At 71.4% G+C, this 14,965-nt stretch carries 12 protein-coding genes; 5 read left to right on the forward strand and 7 right to left on the reverse strand.

What is annotated here, in order from left to right; translation table 11 throughout:
• Positions 1–247: 247 nt before the first annotated feature.
• Complete coding sequence (locus tag HNR67_RS41990) at positions 248–991, reverse strand: TetR/AcrR family transcriptional regulator (protein WP_185009384.1); 744 nt, start codon at positions 989–991, stop codon at positions 248–250.
• Between the two features lie 95 nt (positions 992–1,086).
• Here HNR67_RS41990 and HNR67_RS41995 point away from each other — a divergent pair, with 95 nt between their 5' ends.
• From HNR67_RS41995 to HNR67_RS42005, 3 genes are all read left to right on the forward strand, one after another.
• The gene (locus HNR67_RS41995; protein WP_185009386.1) at positions 1,087–2,844 is read left to right on the forward strand and encodes an FAD-dependent oxidoreductase; all 1,758 of its coding nucleotides are present in this window, start codon (positions 1,087–1,089) and stop codon (positions 2,842–2,844) included.
• Positions 2,845–3,079: 235 nt separating this feature from the next.
• Positions 3,080–4,465 carry a neutral zinc metallopeptidase gene (locus HNR67_RS42000; protein ID WP_312989346.1) on the forward strand — a complete coding sequence of 462 codons (1,386 nt, stop codon included), beginning with the start codon at positions 3,080–3,082 and terminating at the stop codon, positions 4,463–4,465.
• Positions 4,466–4,999: 534 nt separating this feature from the next.
• The gene (locus HNR67_RS42005) at positions 5,000–6,232 is read left to right on the forward strand and encodes a neutral zinc metallopeptidase (RefSeq protein ID WP_246492714.1); all 1,233 of its coding nucleotides are present in this window, start codon (positions 5,000–5,002) and stop codon (positions 6,230–6,232) included.
• A 684-nt stretch (positions 6,233–6,916) separates the two neighbouring features.
• Here HNR67_RS42005 and HNR67_RS42010 read toward each other — a convergent pair.
• Together HNR67_RS42010 and HNR67_RS42015 are read right to left on the reverse strand one after the other, a co-directional pair.
• On the reverse strand, positions 6,917–7,870 hold the full coding sequence (locus HNR67_RS42010; protein ID WP_185009390.1) for a tetratricopeptide repeat protein: 954 nt from the start codon (positions 7,868–7,870) through the stop codon (positions 6,917–6,919).
• 262 nt (positions 7,871–8,132) lie between these two features.
• Positions 8,133–8,432, reverse strand: a complete 300-nt coding sequence (locus tag HNR67_RS42015; protein WP_185009392.1) for an MTH1187 family thiamine-binding protein — start codon at positions 8,430–8,432, stop codon at positions 8,133–8,135.
• Between the two features lie 86 nt (positions 8,433–8,518).
• Here HNR67_RS42015 and HNR67_RS42020 point away from each other — a divergent pair, with 86 nt between their 5' ends.
• Positions 8,519–9,022 (forward strand): MarR family winged helix-turn-helix transcriptional regulator, encoded by a 504-nt coding sequence (locus HNR67_RS42020; RefSeq protein WP_185009394.1) that lies wholly within the window; start codon positions 8,519–8,521, stop codon positions 9,020–9,022.
• Here the strand turns inward: HNR67_RS42020 and HNR67_RS42025 are convergent.
• Positions 9,012–9,323 carry a DUF3817 domain-containing protein gene (locus HNR67_RS42025; protein WP_185009396.1) on the reverse strand — a complete coding sequence of 104 codons (312 nt, stop codon included), beginning with the start codon at positions 9,321–9,323 and terminating at the stop codon, positions 9,012–9,014. The two genes, HNR67_RS42020 and HNR67_RS42025, sit on opposite strands and share 11 nt — an antisense overlap.
• Before the next feature lie 233 nt (positions 9,324–9,556).
• Positions 9,557–12,265 (reverse strand): AfsR/SARP family transcriptional regulator, encoded by a 2,709-nt coding sequence (locus tag HNR67_RS42030; protein WP_185009398.1) that lies wholly within the window; start codon positions 12,263–12,265, stop codon positions 9,557–9,559.
• Positions 12,266–12,297: 32 nt separating this feature from the next.
• Between HNR67_RS42030 and HNR67_RS42035 the strand changes: the two genes are divergently transcribed.
• Entirely contained in the window at positions 12,298–13,464 is a 1,167-nt protein-coding gene (locus HNR67_RS42035) for a trans-sulfuration enzyme family protein (RefSeq protein WP_221490235.1), read from the forward strand.
• On the opposite strand, the gene HNR67_RS42040 is transcribed toward HNR67_RS42035, so the two are convergent.
• A complete protein-coding gene (locus HNR67_RS42040; protein ID WP_185009400.1) occupies positions 13,461–14,234 on the reverse strand; it encodes a S1 family peptidase in 774 nt (257 codons plus the stop codon). The two genes, HNR67_RS42035 and HNR67_RS42040, sit on opposite strands and share 4 nt — an antisense overlap.
• 50 nt (positions 14,235–14,284) lie before the next feature.
• A complete protein-coding gene (locus HNR67_RS42045; RefSeq protein ID WP_185009402.1) occupies positions 14,285–14,959 on the reverse strand; it encodes a S1 family peptidase in 675 nt (224 codons plus the stop codon).
• Positions 14,960–14,965 lie beyond the last annotated feature (6 nt).

The raw sequence follows: 14,965 nt of genomic DNA on the forward strand, positions 1-14,965 counted from the left end.
CCGCAGCCACACCACCTGGTGCCGGGCGCCCGGTGCCCAGCGCCCGGCCAAGCCCGCAGTCAAAGCCGCGCCCACACCCCAGTCGCCAGCCCACCCAGGTCAACTGGGCCCGCTGGCTCGAGTCAGCCCGCAGCCCGCAGCCCGCAGCCCGCAGCCCGCAGCCCGCAGCCCGCAGCCCGCAGCCCGCAGCCCGCAGCCCGCAGCCCGCAGCCCGCAGCCCGCAGCCCGCAGCCCGCAGCGAGGGATGCTAAGCCCGCCGGCCAGCGGCGATCCGCATCGCGATCCCGTCCAGCAACAACTCAAGCCCAAGCTCGAACTGCTGATCGTGCGTCCGGTCCGTCGCCTCAAGCACGCGCCGGGTGACCTCCGGATAGCGACCGCTCTCCACCACCTGCTGGATGTACGGCCCCACGGTGTCGCGCCACTGCTGCTCGTCCTGCCCAGTGCGCCGCTGGGCTTCCCGCTCCGCGACCTCGTTGACCACACCGCCGAGCACCAGGCTCGACACCGCGTCGACCAGTCCACATGCCTCGGTCACGTCGGCAGTCGCTCCGTGTGCCGCCGCGAGCGCGAAGTCCATGTGCCGCAACGCATTCGGGCCGATCGGTGGGCGACTGCCCAGCACGGATACGAGCCAGGAGTGTCGAAGCATCAACCGCCGTCCCGCGATGGCGACCAGGTGCAGATCCGCCCGCCAGTCGCCGGAGGGCTGCTCCGGCAACTCACACTCGCCGTAGACGTGGTCGACCATCAGTTCAAGCAGATCCTCCTTTCCGGACAGTTGCCGGTACAGCGATGTCGTACCTGTCTCCAACTCGGTGGCCAGGCGCCGCATCGACACCGCGTCCACCCCTTCGGCGTCCGCGACCCGTACCGCCGCGTCCACCATCCGTTCCACCGTCAAGGCCGGCCTGCGAGCCCGCTCCACCACCACTGGAAGGCGGGTCCACACCACATCGGCCCTTGGCAGCGGGTTGTCCGCACCACTCATTGCTCGTCCTCAGTCCCGCCGGGTTGACAGCCACCCTAGCCGACGGGCACAGTGTTGCCAAGTCGGGAACACCGTTCCCAGCGAAAGGATGGGACATGACCTACGAAGAAGTAGACGTGCTGGTGGCCGGCGCGGGCACAGTCGGACTGTCAATGGCCGTTTTCCTTGCCAGACAGGGAATCCAGCCCCTGATCGTCGAACGGCGCGGCGGTCTGTCCAACCATCCGCGCGCACTCGGCGTGAGCCTGCGCGGGCTCGAACCCCTGCGCGCCGCCGGCCTCGAACCGGCGATTCACACGACCCGGTCCCGCCCTTCCCCGACCGGCCGGGTCACCGTCACCTCGCTCGCCGAGGTGCCCGCGCTGGAGCCACCCACGGCAGCGGAGTCCGGCTTCCGCGAACTGATGGCAGCCGCCGGGGAGATCAGCCCGGTCACCGGTGGCGACCGGGCACAGGACCAGCTGGACCCGGTGCTCTTCGAGGCCGCCGTCAGCCACGGCGCCACCGTGCGATTCGGCGTCGAACTGTGCGCGATCGAGCCGGACGAGGACGGCGTGACCGCGATCGTGCTCGACCACGCCACCGGCGAACGCGGCGTGATCCGCGCCCGCTACCTGGTGGCCGCGGACGGCGCGCACAGCCGCGTCCGCGCCTGGACCGGGATCACTACCACCGGGCCAGGGCCGCTGGGCGGACACATGATCAATATCCTGTTCCGCGCCAAGCTGAGCGCGCTGCTGGCCAACCGGCCCGGCGGGATCTACGAGATCAGGAATCCGCGGGTCTCCGGGCCCCTGTTCTGCGTCGACGGCCAGGACCGCTACGCCCTGCACATCGCCTACGACCCGGCAGCAGGCCAGAGTCCGGCCGACTTCTCACTCGAGCGCTGCCAGGAGCTGGTCGAGGCGGCGATCGGCCGGACAGATCTCGCCGCTGAGGTCCTCAGCGTGCTGCCCTGGCAGTCCACCGCGCTGGTGGCCGATCGGTTCTCCACCGGACAGGTCTTCCTGGTCGGCGACGCCGCACACGTGGTGCCACCGACCGGCGGCTTCGGCCTGAACACGGGGATCGCCGACGCGGAGAACCTGGCCTGGAAACTGGCGATGGTGCACCGCGGTCAGGCCGGGCCCGCACTGCTGGACAGCTACGACGCCGAACGCAGGCCATTGGCGCTGTTCACCATGGAGCAGGTCCTCTTACGCAGCGTCAACCGGCGGCTGCACTGGGACCTCAGCAAGATCGCCGAACGCAGTGAACTCGGTATCGCCGAGATCCTGGTGGCCCATGTGGGACACCACTACGCCGCCGGCGCGGTGATCTCGCCCCGCACCAGCCTGCCCTCGCTCACCGAGGTGATGCTCGACGGCTCGCCCGGCACCAGAGCGCCGCACGTGTGGGTGAGCCACAACGAAGTACAGGTCTCCACCCTCGACCTGGTGGCGTCCCGGTTCACCGTGCTGACCGGTCCGGCAGGTCAGGCCTGGTGCGCGGCGGCCGACGCGGCGGCCGAGTCCCTCGGCATACCGGTGACGGCGCACCTGCTCCACCCGCACCACGGTCCCGTACTCGACGAGAAAGGAAGGTGGCTCGCCACGACCGGTCTCCCTCAGGACGGCGCGCTGCTCATCCGCCCGGACGGCTTCGTCGCCTGGCGCTCACACAGCACAAACTCCGGCACCACAAACCCTGACACCACGAACTCGGGCACCACCGGCTCCGACACCACCAGTTCCAGCCCGACCAGCTCCGACCCGACCGCGACGCTGACCACCACTCTGCGCCGCATCCTCGCCCGAGAGGAGGTGACCACCGCACCCGACACCCCGTTCGCGATGTGCCAGCCAAGTGCCTGACCAACCCGCCAGCAGACAACCGCGCGACTGAGGATCACGAAACCCACCACGTTCGTCAGTCGCGACGCACCGCCAGCCTTGCCCGGCCAGGCTTCCGCCGATTCCCGTCGGCAGTCCGCACCACCGGCGGAAACCACCTGAACGAGCAAGCCGTCGCGACCGAAAGCCGGACGCGGCGAATGTTGATGGCCACCGCATCGGCCACAACAGCCGCCGTTCTCGGCACAATGGTCCGGTGCGGCCACCACTCCGGCGACGATCGTTGCGGCCCAGTCTCGCTGTGCTCGCCCTGACCACGGCGCTGGTCGCCGGGTGCAGTGTGGCGGTGGCGGGCAGCCCGGTCGCCGCCACCGACTCGGTCGCGGTGGATCCCGGATTCGTCCGGGGCACTGACGGTGGGCTGGTCGACCGGCTCGCCGCGACCGCGGTGACCGACATCGGCGAGTACTGGCGACAGGCCTATCCCGCCACTTTCGGCAAGCAGTGGCAGGAGCTGGCAGGCGGCTACTACTCGGTCGACACGACCGACCGGTCCGCCAAGCCGCCACCGTGTGCGGCGCAGGCCATGGAGGTGGAGGGCAACGCCTTCTACTGCGCCTCGGTGGACGCGATCGCCTGGGATCGCTCGGCGCTGTTGCCGGTGTTGCGGGACAAGTACGGCGACGCCGCCGTTGTGCTCGTACTCGCCCACGAGGTCGGGCACGCGGTGCACCACCGGGCTGGGGTGGGCGCGGAGGAACAACGCAAGCAACCCGAGCAGTATCCGACGATCCTGATGGAGGCCATGGCCGATTGCTACGCCGGAACGTTCGTCCGATGGGTGTCCGACGGCAAGGCGCCGCACCTGCGGGTCACCCCCGACCAGCTGGATGCCGCGCTTCGCGCGCTGATCACCTTCCGGGATCCCGTGGGCACCTCGGAAAGCGATGACGCGGCGCACGGCAACGCCTTCGACCGGGTGTCGGCCTTCCAGGACGGCTACCGGGAGGGAGCGGCGTTGTGCGGGCGGATGACGGTGCAGAACCGCCAGTTCACCCAGCGGGCCTTCACCGACTTCGTGGACCGGGCGCGCGGCGGCAACCTGCCGTTCAAGGACATGCTCGACGCGGTCACCCCGAACCTGTCCGCCTACTTCGGCGAACTGGTCACCAAGGCCGGGCGCACGTGGCAGGCGCCACTGGTGCGGCGGGGCACGGTGAACGGCGAGTGCTCGCCGGGAACGCAGGGGCCGATCGCCTACTGCCAGGACGGGTCGGTCTCGATCGACGTGGACCGGGCCACCGCCCTGCACACCGAGATCGGCGACTACGCCACCGGCACCCTGCTGGCGACCCGCTACGGCCTGGCCGCGCTGGCGGCCCTGGGCCGCCCGGTCGGTGAGCAACGGGCCGGGCAGCAGGCGCTGTGCCTGGCTGGCGCGTACACCGGCTCGGTGCTGCGACCGACCGAGAGTTCCTTCGGCCTGTCACCGGGCGACCTGGACGAGGCCGTGCAGGTGCTGCTGGGCTTCGACTACGCGGCCCGCGACACCGGCGGCCACGGCCTGGCGACCGGGTTTGAGCGGGTCGGTGTGTTCCGCACCGGCACGCTTCAAGGCACCAGCGCCTGCGGCGTGCCCTGAGCCACCAACCGGCCCACCCCGCGCCGCCCCACCGCGCTGCCCCACCGCCCCACCGCGCCACCGCGGCGACGGGCAGCGGGCGACGGGCAGCGGGCGGCGGGCGGGGTGAACCGGACCGGGCTGACGCTCGTCAGTGAGGGTAGGCCGATCGTGGGTGGCCCAGTAGCGCCGCGGCAGGCTTGTCGTTGTCGCGTTCGGCGGGTGGGTCTGATGGGTGTGGCGTAGTGGGTGGATTGTCCGGACAGTGACCGAAGGTGAGGGGCGTTCGCGGTACGGTCTGCGGAGTCGGTGCGAAGGAGCGTCAGGGTGGTCAGGCCCTCGGTTCGGGTTACGTTCTCGTGTGCGGTGAGCGCGTTGGCGCTGGTTGCTCTGGTTGGCGGCTGTGCCGTCAAGGTCCCCGGGGAGGCCAAGCGCGCTGGAGCGGTGATTGATCCCGGCAAGGTGGCTGGGCTGGATGTCACGGAGGGGGCCAGTGGGCCTCGGAGTGGGGCCAAGCCGGCTGATGTTCCCGTGCAGAACGGGGATGACGGTCCGATGGACATCTTGGCGCGCAATGCGGTCGCCGATGTCCAGGAGTACTGGACCGAGCGGTTCCCGAAGGACTTCGGCAAGCCCTACCAAGGGGTGTCGCGGTTTGTCTCCTATGACTCCGGTGGGGCGAACCTCCAGCTGTGCCGCACCAACACCAAAGATCTGGTGAACGCGTTCTTCTGTCCGTCAGAGGACACCATCGCGTGGGACCGGGGACAGCTCCTGCCGCAGCTCGCCGAGAAGTTCGGGGATCTGGCCGTGGTCACCGTGCTGGCGCACGAGATCGGCCACGCCGTGTCGCAGCGGGCCGGGCTGGCGAAGCCGGGGACGCAGACCATCGTCAGCGAACAGCAGGCCGACTGCTTCACCGGGGCGTTCTTCAAGCATGTGGCTGAGGGGCGGGCGCCGCATTTCGTGGTGTCCACGGGCGAGGGTCTGAACAGCGTGCTGCAGACCATGTTCTCCTTGCGGGACCAGGTCGGATCGTCGTTCACCAGCCGGAACGCGCATGGCAACGCCTTTGACCGGGTGTCGGCCTTCCAGTTCGGGTTCAGCCAGGGGCCGGTTCGGTGTGCGCAGATCGATCTGGTGGAGATCCAGCGGCGGATCACCGAACTGCCGTTCAAGGCCACGGACGGCAACCGCGGGAACCTGCCGATCACGGCGGAGAACATCCTGCAGATCGTGGAGAACCTGAAGCAGGTCTTCAAGGACTCCGGGGCCGCGCCGCCGGAGGTGCTCAACGGTTCGGTCGCCTGTCCCAACGGCAAGGTGACCCAGCCCGCCTCCTACTGCCCGGCGAACAACACGATCAGCCTGGAAGTGGCGCAGCTCGCCGAGATCGGGGCCCCGCCACAACGCGGGGCGAAGAAGGGCACGGCGATCGGGGACTTCGCGGCGCTGGCCGAGGTGGCTTCGCGGTACGTGCTGTCCGTGCAGAAGGCGACCGGGTTCCCGTTGGACGACACCAACGCGGGGCTGCGGACTGCCTGCCTGGTCGGGTCCTGGGGCGGGGCGTTGCTGGAGCGGCCGAGTGGCGGGCGCAATCCGGTGGGCAGCATCCGGATCTCGGCTGGGGACCTGGATGAGGCAGTGGCCGAGCTGCTGTCCGGGAAGAGCTTGATCGCGGCGGATGTGAACGGGAAACACGTGCCGTCCGGGTTCGCGCGGATCGAGGCGTTCCGGATCGGGTTCATGGAGGGCAGTGCGCCCTGTGTTGAGGATTTCGGGGCCTGAGCGGGGAGAACTTCAGGGCCCGGGAGAAAGCTTCAGGGTCTGAGTGGGTTCGGCTGGGGCAGGGGCGGAGAACCGCAGGGCCTGGGAAAGGGCTCACCTGCGGGGCGGCTTCGGGACCTGTGGGCAGGGCTTCAGGATCCGAGCGGGTTTCGGGCAAGGGGACCTGGGCAGCAGGGTTGGCCGCGGGCCTGAGTAGCGGGTTCGCCTGCGTGGCCTGAGCAGGATCGATTGACGCGCCCGAGCGGGGGATCAGCTGCGGCACCCGAGCGGGATCGGCTGAGGCCCACGAGCGGGGTCGGCTGCGGATGCGAGCGAGATCGACTGCGGCGTCCGAGCGGGAACGGTTGAGGCCCACGAGCGGGGACGGCTGAGACCGCGAACGGGAACAGCCGCGGCACCCGAGCGGGAACAGCCAAGACCCACGAGCGGGAACGGCTGAGACCGCGAACGGGAACAGCCGCGGCACCCGCGCAGGAACAGCCGAGACCTATGAGCGGGACCAGCTGAGGTTGGCGAGCGGGGTCGGTCGAGGCCCACGAGCGGGGTCGGCTGAGGCTGGCGAGTGAGATCCGCTGCGACTGGCGAGGGAATCCCTCAGGAGTCGGGTTGTGGTGCGGGGCTTGGCCTCGCGGGGTGACTCCTGAGGGGATTCCGGGACTGATCGGGGCTGGCCTCGGGGCTGGCTCAGAACAGGGCGCTGGCCAGGTTTCGGCGGGCCTTCATCACTCGTTCGTCGGCTGGGTCGAACAGCTCGAACAGGTCGACCAGGTGTTTGCGGGCTCGGTCTCGGTCTTCGCCGGCGGTACGGCGGACTGAGTCGATCAGGCGGGTGAAGGCCTGGTCCACCTGCTGGTCGGCCAACTCGGCGTCGGCGGCGGCCAGTTGGGCGTCCAGGTCGTCGGGGGTGGCGTTGGCCTTGGCGATGGCGGCGGGGTCGGCTGCTTCGGCCCTGGCGGCGAAGCGGACCTGGGCGATGGCTGCCTTGGCCAGTTCGTTGGCGGGCTCGGCGTTGAGGATGTCCTGGTAGGCGGCTTCGGCTGCGGTGTAGTCACCGCGTTCGAAGGCTTCCTCGGCGGCGACGAACCTGGGGTCTTCCGGCTCTTCCTCGGCCTCGGCCTCGGGGGCGCCCTGGTTGGCCTCGGCGGCGGCGATGCCGGGGAGGCGGTCGCGCAGGGCTTCGATCAGGGTGGTCAGCCACTCGCGGATCTGCGGCTCGGGCAGGGCGCCTGCGAAGGCGTCCACCGGCTGGCCGCCGGCGATGGCGACCACGGTGGGCACCGACTGGACGCCGAAGAGCTGGGCGATGCGGGGGTTGGTGTCCACGTCGACCTTGGCCAGCAGCCAGGTGCCGTTGGCGGCCTTGGCCAGGCGCTCCAGCACCGGGGACAGCTGCTTGCACGGCTCGCACCAGGTGGCCCACAGGTCGATCACGACCGGGATCTCCAGCGAGCGTTCGACGACCTTGGCCTGGAAGTCGGCCTCGGTGACGTCGATGACCCACTCGCTGCCCCCGGCGTCGCCGGCGGAGGTGGGCGCGCCGGGCTCGGCCGCGGCGGGCCGGGACGGCTGGCGGGCCGCCGCGTCGGCCCTGGCCTTGAGCGCGGACAGGTCCACCGCTCCCGCGAGCGCGGCGGACATTGCGGCGGTCTTACGAGGATCGGGCCTTGTCACGGTTTCCATCCTGACACGACCCGGGTATGCCGCGCCGCGCCGCCCGCCGCATTGGTGGGCAGGGAGCCACCGGCAGGGCTACTGGGGAGCCAGCGGCAGGACGGCAGGGGTGGCACCGGTGCGGGCCGGGGGCGTTCGGTGGGCGGGGTGGCGCTCGGTGGGCGGGGCGGGTGGCCTTCGGTGGGCGGGGTGGCGCTCGGTGGGCGGGGCGGGTGGCCTTCGGTGGGCTTCAGTCCTCGGCGAGGTGGGCTTCGAGGCGTTCGACCTTCGCGGTGAGCTGGCCGGTGAAACCGGGGCGGATGTCCGCCTTGAGCACCAGCGACACCCGGGGGCCGAAGGCGGCCACCGCGTCCACGGCCTGCTTCACCACCGCCATCACCTCGTCCCAGTCACCTTCGATGGTGGTGAACATGGCGCTGGTCTCGTTGGGCAGCCCGGATTCCCGGACCACCTTCACCGCGGCGGCGACCGCCTCGCTGACTCCGCCGGTCTCACCGCCGGCCGGACTGACGCTGAACGCGACGAGCATCGCGGGGGCCTCCCTGGTTCCACGGTGTGAAAAAAGATCCATCTCGGGCTGCTACTGCTCAGTACGCACTGCTAGTTTCGGTGGTTGTGACCGGCCATCCGCTCCCCTTCGACCCGATCGCGCGGGCCGCCGAATCCTGGACCCAGCGCATCGGGCCTTCGGAGACGATGGCGGCGGTCACCAGTGTGATGCGGGTTCAGCAGATCGTGCAGTCCGCAGTGGACGGTGCGCTCAAACCGCACCGACTGACCTTCGCCAGGTACGAAGCCCTTGTTCTGCTTACCTTTTCCCGGCGGGGCAGCCTGCCGATGCGGGTGATGGGCGAGCGGCTGCAACTGCACCCGACCAGCGTCACCAACATCGTGGACCGGCTGGAGAGCGACGGCCTGGTGCAGCGCGAGCCGCACCCGACCGATCGCCGCACCACGCTGGTGGCCATCACCGACGCCGGACGGGACCGGATGAAGGTCGCCACCGAGGCGGTGGTGGAGGCCGGATTCGGCCTGCAGGGGCTGAGTGGACCGGAGACGGTCCAGCTCACCGCCCTGCTGGCCAAGGTCCGGCACGCCACCGGCGACTTCACGGAGTGACCGCGGCCGCCTGAGTCCGCTTGTTCACCCAGCGCTCGAACACGATGGTGCCGAACGGCGGCACGCTCGCGATCAGCGCCCAGGTGGTGGTGCGACCGTCCCAGTTGAGCGGCTCACGCACCATGAGCACCACGAACAGGTAGAGCACGAAGATCACGCCGTGCACCGGGCCGAAGATCTTGACCCCCAGGTCGTTGCCGACCATGACGTACTTGAAGAACATGCCGACCAGCAGGCCGGCCCAGGAAAACGCCTCGGCGATGGCTACCGCACGGAAACGCGCTGTGGGCGTAGCGAACACGCCGCTCCCTCCCTCGGGTGAAATGTCCGCTCTCCAGTGTGATTGGTGATCGCGGTCACCCGGACGCCGGGCGGGGGTTAGGGCCGGTGAGCTGGGAGTTCCAGGAACGCGCAGGGTTTCCGCAGGGGCGCGCGGGCACGGTGGTGACCAGCGGCGCACGGATGCGGAGGGGCATCGGGAGGGGCGTTCGCCGACCGGGATCCGGGCTCTGCGCGGCGGCAGGGCCCGGATCGTCAGCCTCGGGGTGGGAACAGCGCCCTGAACTCGGGAAGGCCCAGTGCGGTGCGCAGTTGGAGCAGGAGTCGTTCGTGGTGGGCCGCCTGGGCGGGCTCGCCCCGGTCCTGGTGCAGGCCGGTGAGGATCTGGTGGGCGCGGGCCTGCTGGTACTGCTCACCGATCGCCTCCGCCAGTGCCAGCCCCTGGTGCAGCGGCGGCAGGGCGGCGTCGAGAGCGCCGGTGCAGTGCAGGGCCAGGCCGAGGCACACCAGCGCGTGCCCTTGCAGGTACCGGTTGTCCCGCTGCCGGGCCACCGCGAGCACCTGTTCGTGTTGCGGCACCGCCTCACCGGCACGGCCCAGTGCCACGCAGGCAACGCCGATCCCGTTGCGGGCGTGGCATTCCAGGTCCACGTCACCGGCCGACTCCGCCACCGTGACCGCCATCCGGTGGTGGCTCAGCGCCGACTCGTAGTCGCCCGCGGTCTGCTCGGCGAAGCCGATCCCGACCAGCGCGTAGCCCTCGACGTCGACGATCCCGGCGGAGCGGCCGATGGTCAGCGCGGCGCGGTGCCAGGACAGCGCCTCCACGCACTCGCCGCGGCGCAGGTGGGACAGGCCGAGGCCGTTGAGCGACCGGCCGATGATCAGCTCGTCGCCGGTCTGTCTGCCGTGCGCCAGCGCCCGGTGGAACCGCTGGATCGCGGTGTCGAACTCGCCGCGCCGCCAGTGCGTGAGGCCGAGGCCGACCATGGCCTGGCCGGTGAGTTCCCGGTGCCCGGTGTCCAGCAACAGGGTGTTCAGGACGATGGTGTCGTCGTAGCGGCCGGTCCGGTCCAGGTAGTGCGGCAGGGTGGCGGCCAGCGCGGTGAGTTCGGGCAGCCAGTCGCGGCGGGCGGCGAGTTCGGCGGCGGCGAGCAGGTTCGGCCACTCCAGGGCGAGCCGGTCCGGGTCCTCGGCGATGGACTGGAGCTGGTGCTCGATGAGTCTGCGTTGCGCGGTGTCGTCGGGTTTGGCCTGGTCGGCGGCGAAGAGGCGGACCAGGTCGTGCATCCGGTAGCGGCCGGGGGTGTGCTCCTGGACCAGGTGCAGCGCGGTGAGTTCGCGCAGGTGGGGGCGGGTGCGTGGCAGTGGCTCGTCGGTCAGGGCGGGCAGCGCGGTCAGGCCCAGGTCGGGGCCGGGGGCGTGCGCGAGCAGGCCGGCCAGGGCGGCCGCGGCCGGGCTGAGTGCGTGGTAGGTGGTGCTGAAGACCGCGCGCAGGCTGGCGGTCAGCTCGCCGGAGTCCAGGGCGTCCAGCCGGGTGGTGTCCTCGCGGAGTTCCTCGGCCAGCGCGGCCAGTGGGAAATCGGGGTGGGTGGCGGCGCGGGCGGCCACGATGCCCAGCGCCAGGGGCAGCCGGGCGCAGCGGGTCAGCAGCGCGTCGACCGCGGCGGGTTCGGCGGCCAGCCGGGCCTCGCCCAGGTAGCGGGCGAGCAGCTGGCGGGCGTCGGACCCGGCTAGGCCGGGGACCGGCACCGGGCGGGCGCGGTGGGTGGCGAGCAGGCCGTCCAGGCGGTGCCTGCTGGTCACCACCACGGTGCAGGTGGCGCCGCCGGGCAGCAGGGGCAGCACCTGTTCGGAGTCGCGGGCGTTGTCCAGCACGATCAGCAGGCGGCGGCCGGTGACCAGGCCGCGGTAGCGCGCGGCCTGGGCGTGCTCGTCCACCGGCACCGCCGAGGGCAGCACGCCGAGGGCGTCCAGGAACCCGCGCAGCGCCACCGCTGGCGGCATCGGCGGGCTGGCCGGGTCGAATCCGCGCAGGTCGACGTAGAGCTGGCCGTCCGGGAAGGCCGGCAGGCTGGCCTGGGCCCAGTGCAGCACCAGCGAGGTCTTGCCGATGCCGCCGATACCGCTGACCACGCTGGTCTCGCCAACGGTCAGCGCGGCCAGCTCGGCCTCCCGGCCGGTGAACAGCCGGGGCGGCGCGGGCAGCTGGGCCGGGATGCCGCGAGCGGGCGGGGTGAGTGCCGGATCGGCGGTGAGGATGCGCTGGTGCAGCTCACGCAGCCGCGGACCGGGGTCGATGCCGAGTTCCTCGGCCAGCCGGGTGCGCAGGTCGGTGTAGTGGGCCAGCGCGTCGGCCTGCCTACCGAGGCGGCACAGCGCGAGCATGAGCTGGCCGGTCCGGCGCTCGTCCAGCGGGGTGGCCGCGACCGCGGTGGTCAGCTCGGGCAGCAGTTTGGCGTGCCTGCCCTTGGCCAGCAGCAGGTCGTCCCGGTCGAGTTCGGCGGTGTGCCGTTCCTGGGTCAGCGCGGTGCGCAGCGGGTCCAGGCCGGGAGCGGCCAGGTCGGCGAAGGGCTCGCCGCGCCACAGCGCCAGTGCGGCCTCCAGCAGCGGCAGCGGTTCCGCGGCGGTGCGGGCCTTGGCGCACAGCGCGCGGAAGCGGTGCAGGTCGACGGCGGCCTCGGGTGCGGCCAGCGTGTAGCCGCCGTTGCCCCTGACCAGCGTGATCCCGGCCGGCGCGAGGGTGCGGCGCAGCCGGGACAGGTAGCTGCCCAGGGTGTCCCGCGCGGTGTCCGGCAGGTGTTCGCCCCAGACCCGGTCCAGCAGCACCGCGACCGGGACCGGGCGGTTGACCTCGGTCAGCAACACCGCGAGCACGCTGCGCTGTCGCGCGTGCCCCAGGTCCAGCGGCCTGCCCTCGCTGCCGGCCTCGACCACGCCGAGCAGGCGGAACTCCACCGTCATGCGCATCCCTCCCCCGGGTAGCCTTCGCGCTCGTGTCCGACGTGTACAGCGACGACTGGATCTGCACCCGCCTGGGTGAGGACGCCGAGCATTTCCTCGGCGCGGTGCACCCACCGGTCTACGAGAACTCCCTGTTCACCTTCCCGGACACGGCCGCGCTCGGGAAGGCGCTGCGGGCCGAGGACGAGAACTTCGTCTACTGGCGCGGCACCAACCCGACGGTCGCGCTGGTGCAGGACAAGCTGGCCGCGCTGGAGCGGGCCGAGCGGGCCAAGTGCTTCGGCTCGGGCATGGGCGCCATCTCGGCGACCATCTCATCCCAGGTGGCCGCGGGCGATCACGTGCTGGCCGTCGGCGCGATCTACGGGCCGACCACCAGTTTCCTGCGCTACCTGACCAAGTTCGGCGTCACGCACACCCACGCCGCCGACCTGGACCAGGCGCGGGAGCTGATCCGGCCGGAGACCAGGCTGGTCTACTTCGAGTCGCCGACCTTCATGGCCTTCCGGGTGCTGGAGATCGCCGCGGTGGTCGAGCTGGCCAGGGCGCACGGCGCGGTGACGGTGATGGACAACACCTGGGCCACCCCGCTGTTCCAGAAGCCGATCACGCTGGGCGTGGACCTGGTGGTGCACTCGCTGTCGAAGTACATCGGCGGGCACAGCGACCTGGTCGGCGGCGTGGTGTGCGGGTCGGCGGCGCTGGTGCGGCCGCTCTCGCTGGTGGAGTACCAGCTCTACGGCGCGGCGATGTCCCCGCACGACGCGGCCAAGGTGGTCAAGGGGTTGCGCACGCTCGGGGTGCGGATGGCCGCGCACGGTGAGCGGGCACTGCGGGTGGCCGAGTTCCTGGACGCGCATCCGCGGGTGCGCTCGGTGCGCTACCCCGGGCTGCCGGGGCATCCGGACCACGAGCTGGCCAGGCGGCAGCTCAGCGGGTTCTCCGGGCTGTTCGCCTTCGAGCTGGACACCGAGGACGTCTCGCTGGTGGAGAAGTTCGTGGACTCGTTGCGGCACTTCAGGATCGGTGTGTCCTGGGGCGGTTACGAGAGCCTGGTGAACGCGCCTGCGGTGACCGTGGAGGAGTCGGTGCGGGCGACCATGGGCATCCCGGTCGGCCTGGTGCGGCTGTCGGTGGGCCTGGAGGACGGCGAGACCCTGGTGGCTGATCTCGCCGCCGCGTTCGAGGCACTCGGCTAGCCGATGGTGGCCTTGATCCAGTCCGCCGCCGGGGCGACCTCGGTGTAGATGTTGACGTGGTTGTCGCTGCCGCACTGGAACGGCTTGGCCGGGTCCTTCGGCCCGCCGCTGGAGGTCACCCCGGCCAGCCGCCAGCCGCCCCGGCTCTTGACCAGCGCCGGGCCGCCGGAGTCACCGGAGCAGGCGCCCTGACCGCGCTGGGAGGGCAGGCACAGCGCCCACGGCCGGTCCTCGTTCTTGAAGCAGGTGGAGTCGGGGGCCACCTGGAGCTGGATCTGCTTGAGGTGCACCGGGCTGGCGCACTCCGGCCTGGGCGAGGAACAGCGCAGGCCCCAGCCGAGCAGGTCCAGCTTGGTGCCGGCCCCTGGCGAGCCGCCGGTGAGTTCCATCGGCCGGAACGGCACCGGGCGGTCCAGCTTGATCAGGGTCAGGTCGACGCCGCTGATCAGGTTGGGCGGGGTGAAGACCGCCTTGGGGTGCTTGACCACCGCGATCGGCTTGGCCAGCACGCCGCCGCTGGTGTGCTGGTGGCTGCCGATGCGGATCTGCTCGATCTCTTCCGGCGTGATCGCGCAGTGGAAGGCGGTCAGCACCCACTGCGCGGCGACCAGCGTGCCACCGCAGACGTGCTTGCCGCCGACCTGTAGCGAGGCCATCCAGGGTGTCGGGCTGGTGGCGTTGTCGCCGTTGGTGATCGCGCCCGCGGGCAGTGCGGTGAGACCGACCAGGGCGGTGACGGTGGCGAGCAGGAGCAGGAGTCGTTGTCTCATGGGGACTTGGTAGCCGGAAAGGGGTTTCCAGAGGCTCTCCGTCCGCTGGGTCAGCGAAGGGTGGCCTTGATCCAGTCCACCGCCGGGGTCACCTCGATCGGTCCACCGCCCGAGAGCACGCCGGCCAGCCGCCAGCCCCGCCCGCTCCGGACCAGCGCGGGGCCGCCCGAGTCACCGGCACAGGCGCCCTGACCACGCCGGGACGGCAGGCACAGCCGCCACGGGCGCTCCCGGCCCTTGCCGCAACCGGCATCGGGGGCCACCGGCAGCTCGATCTGCCGCAACCGGTCCGACCCGGCGCAGTCCGCACAGGTGAGCCCCCAGCCGAGCAGCTTCAGCGGGGTGCCCGCACCCGGTGCGCCGGTGGTCAGGTCCATGGGCCGCAACGGCACCCGGCGATCCAGCTTGACCAGGGCCAGGTCCGGGCCACGGTGTTTGACCACCTGGACCGGCTTGACCAGGATGCCGCCGCGGGTGTTGTCCAGGCTGCCGAGCCGGATCCGGTCGACGCTGCCGGGCTCGGCCACGCAGTGCGCGGCGGTCAGCACCCATTGCACGGCGACCAGCGTGCCGCCGCAGACGTGCGCGCCGTCCAGTTGCAGCGAGGCCGCCCACGGCGCGGGGGATCGCACGTTCGCGCCCTGGCCGATCGCGCCGGCCGGGGGTGCGGGCAGGCCGAGGACGGCGGTGACGGCGGCGAGCAGGACCAGCAGCGGACGTCTCATGTGGAC

The sequence above is a fragment of the Crossiella cryophila genome, from assembly GCF_014204915.1.
In the GTDB taxonomy this organism is placed as follows: Bacteria; Actinomycetota; Actinomycetes; order Mycobacteriales; family Pseudonocardiaceae; genus Crossiella; species Crossiella cryophila.